Annotated in this window: 6 protein-coding genes; 2 read left to right on the forward strand and 4 right to left on the reverse strand. The window is 42.2% G+C overall.

What is annotated here, in order from left to right:
* Window positions 1–170 precede the first annotated feature (170 nt).
* Entirely contained in the window at window positions 171–398 is a 228-nt protein-coding gene (locus tag AB1498_04555; GenBank protein ID MEW6087553.1) for a ribbon-helix-helix domain-containing protein, read from the forward strand.
* Window positions 395–724, forward strand: a complete 330-nt coding sequence (locus AB1498_04560; GenBank protein MEW6087554.1) for a type II toxin-antitoxin system PemK/MazF family toxin — start codon at window positions 395–397, stop codon at window positions 722–724. The genes AB1498_04555 and AB1498_04560 overlap by 4 nt, the downstream gene beginning before the upstream one ends.
* Before the next feature lie 77 nt (window positions 725–801).
* On the opposite strand, the gene AB1498_04565 is transcribed toward AB1498_04560, so the two are convergent.
* From AB1498_04565 to AB1498_04580, 4 genes are all read right to left on the reverse strand, one after another.
* Window positions 802–1,356: a hypothetical protein gene (locus tag AB1498_04565; GenBank protein ID MEW6087555.1), complete on the reverse strand. Its 555-nt coding sequence runs from the start codon at window positions 1,354–1,356 to the stop codon at window positions 802–804.
* A gap of 35 nt (window positions 1,357–1,391) precedes the next feature.
* Window positions 1,392–2,426: a flotillin-like protein FloA gene (floA, locus tag AB1498_04570; protein MEW6087556.1), complete on the reverse strand. Its 1,035-nt coding sequence runs from the start codon at window positions 2,424–2,426 to the stop codon at window positions 1,392–1,394.
* Between the two features lie 63 nt (window positions 2,427–2,489).
* Entirely contained in the window at window positions 2,490–2,966 is a 477-nt protein-coding gene (locus AB1498_04575) for an NfeD family protein (protein MEW6087557.1), read from the reverse strand.
* Between the two features lie 78 nt (window positions 2,967–3,044).
* Window positions 3,045–4,481: an NfeD family protein gene (locus tag AB1498_04580; GenBank protein MEW6087558.1), complete on the reverse strand. Its 1,437-nt coding sequence runs from the start codon at window positions 4,479–4,481 to the stop codon at window positions 3,045–3,047.
* Window positions 4,482–4,652: the final 171 nt, after the last annotated feature.

Genomic DNA, 4,652 nt, shown 5'->3' on the forward strand with positions numbered 1-4,652 from the left:
GCTGACGGAATAAAAGAAATATTTGCAAAGTATTCAGGCATAGTTTTCAATAAAACAGGCCAAACAAATAATTTGATTTATCAAACGGCTTTATTTTGACGCTGAAATTTTGGGGATACTTCTCTTATAGAACGGTTGACAAGGTATTCAAATAGTAGTATATTGGTAGTATGAAAACAAAAACATCTATTACTTTATCGGAAAATTTGCTAACCGCCATTGATCAGCGGACAGGACATAAAAACCGTTCAGAGTTCATCGAAAAGGCGTTGTGGGCGTTTATTCACCAGATCATCCGCAATGAACAAAACGCTAAAGACGTCCGGATTATCAATAAACACGCCGATTACCTTAATAAAGAAGCGGAGGATGTTCTGGCTTATCAGGTAAAATTATGAAACGCGGTTACTTATACCGTGTTGCTCATCCTTCCGGCCTGGATACTAAAAAGTCCAGGGCCTTTGTTGTAGTAAGCCGGCAGGCAGTTATTGATTCCCGTTTTTCCACAGTTATTTGCGCTCCTGTTTACTCGGTTCACGACGGTCTTTCAACACAAGTATCAGTTGGTGTAGAAGAAGGCCTGAAACACGACAGCAGTATTCACTGCGATGAACTGGTTAGTTTACCTAAGATAATGTTGACCAATTATACCGGCACCCTGTTTCCGCAAAAAATTCAGGAACTTGATCATGCCCTGCGCATTGCCATAGACATTCCGGACTGATTTTTATCCGGTAAAATTAGTCTATTAATTTGTACATCTTTGACGCGATTACAATATCAAATATCCAGAATTTTGATTTAATAGTTATCTGAATTTATTCTTCTCATCATAAGAACTGACTTCGGCGGGCCTAAAACCGCGGAGAGTATTATCCCCTGTTCTAACACATCAGCGGATAAATCGCTCAAAAAATAAGACACGGGCGGAGTTTCAACCTGAGGCTCAGGTGAAATAGCCTCAGGTTTATACTTATCAAATATTTTTTTAAGCAGAACCTCTTTATACCGCGGCTGGAGCGGAGTCAGTTTCCCCGTTTCAAGCTCCGGGGCTTCTTCAGCTTCTACTGTCTCAGTTTCATAAGTTTCCTGTTCTTCAACTGATTCGGCTTTTTGCGATTCAATTTCCTGTTTAGCCTGCTCAAATAAATCCTGCTGTTTTGGAAAAGATTCTTGTTCAGACTGGTATCTTTTTTCCAATAGATCTTTTAACTCATCGAATATGCCCCGTTCAGGCTCTTTTTCTTCCTGATGTTGCCCAGCTTCAGCCTGCCGTTTCTTTTTCGCGAGGAATTGAAATAACCATATCGCGCCTATAATTAAATATATTATTAATGAATCCATAATTGTTTTCAATGAGAACATCCCGATAAACATCGGGGCTTTTCCATTTATTCCTGTTTTTTATCTTTTTCAGCGCCTTTGCCGCCTATATTTTCCCTCATTTGAGTGTCCGCCTGAATGTTTCTTAAATTATAATAATCCATTATGCCAAGTTTTCCTTCCCTGAACGCCTGTGCCATAGCTTTTGGTAATTCCGCTTCAGCTTCTTTTACCTTAGCTGTCATCTCCTGCGTTTTCGCCTTCATTTCCTGTTCCTGCGCGACCGCCATCGCGCGCCTCGTTTCGGCGCGGGCCTGCGCGATTTTCAAATCGGCCGCCGCCTGGTTTGTCTGCAATTCCGCCCCAACGTTTTTGCCGACATTCACGTCTACAATATCTATCGAAAGTATTTCAAACGAAGTCCCCGAATCAAGGCCTTTTGACAAAACATTTTTGGATATTGAATCGGGATTTTCCAGAACCCTTTTATAACTGTCCGCGGAACCAATTGTTGTAACGATACCTTCACCGACACGCGCTATAATCGTCTGTTCCGTGGCGCCTCCTACCAGCCTGTCTATATTCGTCCTCACAGTCACCCTTGCCCTTGCCTGGACCTGTATCCCGTCTTTTGCCACGGCGTCAATTGTTCTTCCGGCCTCAGGCGGCGCGTCTATAACTTTGGGGTTTACGCTTGTATGGACCGCGTCCAGGACATCCCGCCCGGCTAAATCAATAGCGCACGCGCGTTTAAAATCAAGCGGTATGTTTGCCTTGTCAGCGGCGATAAGCGCGCTTACAACCAGGAGAACATGCTCCGCCGCCCCGCCGAGCTTGTCTCTTCTCGCGCCCCACGCGAGATAATGGGCTTCCAGGTCATCGCTTGTAATTTTCATCCCAGCCTTGTGAATATTTATCAAAGAAAGAACAATCACATTCGGGTCAACACGGCGCAGGCGCATACCGACAAGGTTAAAAATCCCTACTTTTACCCCTGCGGCAATGGCCGTTATCCATAACCTTACAGGAATGATCCAGAAAAAAAATGACAGAAAAAGAACACTGATTATCACCATCAAAATAATTATAAATCCGCCTTCCATTTTTTCCTCCTAATTTAAGTTCGTTCAAACCGTTCAAACAGTTTGAACCGTTATCTGTATTTTCTAAATTTGTTTAACTACTACCCTGCTTCCTTCCACAAGCGTTACTTTGATCTTCCCGCCTTCCGGGACAAAAACTCCTTCGGTTATCACATCCACTTTTTTGCCGTCAATAAGCGCCGTCCCGCTTGGACGCAAAGTTGTGACAACAGTACCTTCCTTTCCTAAAAATCCTTTTAAGCTGTCATCTGCCGAATGGTATCCTTCCGTTTTATCCTGGGATTTGCTTAGTTTAAGGTTTTTGGCAATCCTTGTTTTAGGAAACAATTTTATCGCGGCAATAATCATTACCAGGCTCATTAAAGAAAGAATAATTCCCGCGACAGCGCTGTGGAGCGTTGCCGTCAGGTAACAGCCCGCGATGATTAAAATTATGCCCGACAATCCCACCACCCCAAAAGTCGGCGTGAATAATTCTATTAATAATAAAGTAAAACCGAGTACCAAAAATGTAAGAATTTTAAACCAGATAAATAACATTTTTTAACTCCAATGAATCCGATAACTATCGGAATGAATTGGACCCCGCTATAACATCGGGGTAAATCCAGATAATAATTAAATATCTTTGGCCACCACTACCTTATTCCCGTCAATCTTTACAACCTTTACCTGTTTATCTTTATCGATAAATTCGCCATCGCTAAGGACATCAAGTATTTTATCGTCAAATATCGCGCGGCCGCTGGGCCTCAAGATGCTGACTGTTTTTCCTGTTTTGCCTAAATAGTTTTGAAAAGCATCCCGGGTTACCCCGCTTTCCTCCCCGGAGGATAAAACTATTTTTTTCCACAATTTCGTTTCAGGTAAAAATTTTACACCCGCGGCAAAACCGGCAAAAACAAGTATCACCGACCATGATAAGGTGTAGAACGCGCTCCACAATTCTATTTTCGGGGCCTTCAACGGGTTCGGGTGTTTCACCATCGCGAGAAAAATGCTTACGGCTATTAACGTAATTCCCGAAATCCCCGTGATTCCAAAACCGGGGACAACGAACAATTCCAAAGACAGCAGAATAACTCCTATGACAAGAAGCAAAATTTCAAACCACTCAGCCATTCCGATCAGGTAGTGCCCCCAGAAAAAAAGAGAAAGGCATACAAGCGCGATAGTGCCCGATATCCCCCAGCCGGGATACATCAACTCATATATTATACCCAAAAACCCAAGTGTGATAAAGAAAGAACTCACTATCGGACCGGTCAAAAACCTCACTAAATTTTCCGACCACGTCGGAGAAATTTCCACGATTTCGAACTTATCCAGATTTTTTAACGATAAAAGTTCTTCGCGGTTTTTAACTATTTTCCCCGCAAGTTTTAATTCCACAGCTTCATCCGCCGAGAGCGTAATAAGCTTGCCTTTCTGCTTGATTATTTTTATTGTTGTAATCTCATTTTCTTTATATTGGGATTTTTTTTCATCCAGTTCCTCGCTTGTTAAAATGAATTCTTCGCCTTTGATTTTAATTTTTTTTATCTCGAGATCCTTATCAACCATCCCCTGCGCTATATTTACAGGATACCCGTTTTCAGACGCAAGTGACTTGAATTTCGCGCGGACCGCAGACACGGATTTTTCATCAGCAGTTTCTTTCCCGTCCATTCCTACCCTCGGTTCGGCCGCGCCTATGCTCGAACCCGGGGACATATATATTTCCTTGCATCCCAAAGCGATCAAAGCCCCGGCGGACCACGCCTCCTCGGCAACAAACGCGATTGTGGGGACAGGTTCCGCTGATTTTAAAAAACCGCATATCTCATCAGCCGCGTCAACCCTGCCGCCGTATGTGTCTATCTCTAAAATAATGGCTTTTGCCTGCTTTTCTTTAGCTTCTTTTACCGCGCGTTTCACAACACCGGAAAGCCCCAATTCTATCGTGCCTTTAATCGGGATAATATGCACCGCGTTATTTTGCGCTGAATTTCGCGCTAAAATAAACACCGGGAAAAAACTAAAAATAAACAATATGATTAATATTTTTGTTTTCATCTGGATTAAACTATAACATTTATAAATACTGATGTCAAACTAAACCTTACACAAGCGTAATTTTTTGAAATAAAAGCGAAAAAGAACTTGAAATGCCCAATTCTATTGGTTAAAATGATTTTGTCAAAAGACATAACAACCAAAAAAAAGGGCATTTCAAGTGAATAAAAA

The organism is bacterium (assembly GCA_040754625.1).
In the GTDB taxonomy this organism is placed as follows: domain Bacteria; phylum JACRDZ01; class JAQUKH01; order JAQUKH01; family JAQUKH01; genus JAQUKH01.

Excerpts from the sequence above, each read along its gene's own strand:
- AB1498_04555 (MEW6087553.1), top strand. The coding sequence starts at position 171 with ATGAAAACAAAAACATCTATTACTTTATCGGAAAATTTGCTAACCGCC.
- AB1498_04575 (MEW6087557.1), bottom strand. The coding sequence starts at position 2,966 with ATGTTATTTATCTGGTTTAAAATTCTTACATTTTTGGTACTCGGTTTT.
- floA (MEW6087556.1), bottom strand. The coding sequence starts at position 2,426 with ATGGAAGGCGGATTTATAATTATTTTGATGGTGATAATCAGTGTTCTT.
- AB1498_04560 (MEW6087554.1), top strand. The coding sequence starts at position 395 with ATGAAACGCGGTTACTTATACCGTGTTGCTCATCCTTCCGGCCTGGAT.
- AB1498_04580 (MEW6087558.1), bottom strand. The coding sequence starts at position 4,481 with ATGAAAACAAAAATATTAATCATATTGTTTATTTTTAGTTTTTTCCCG.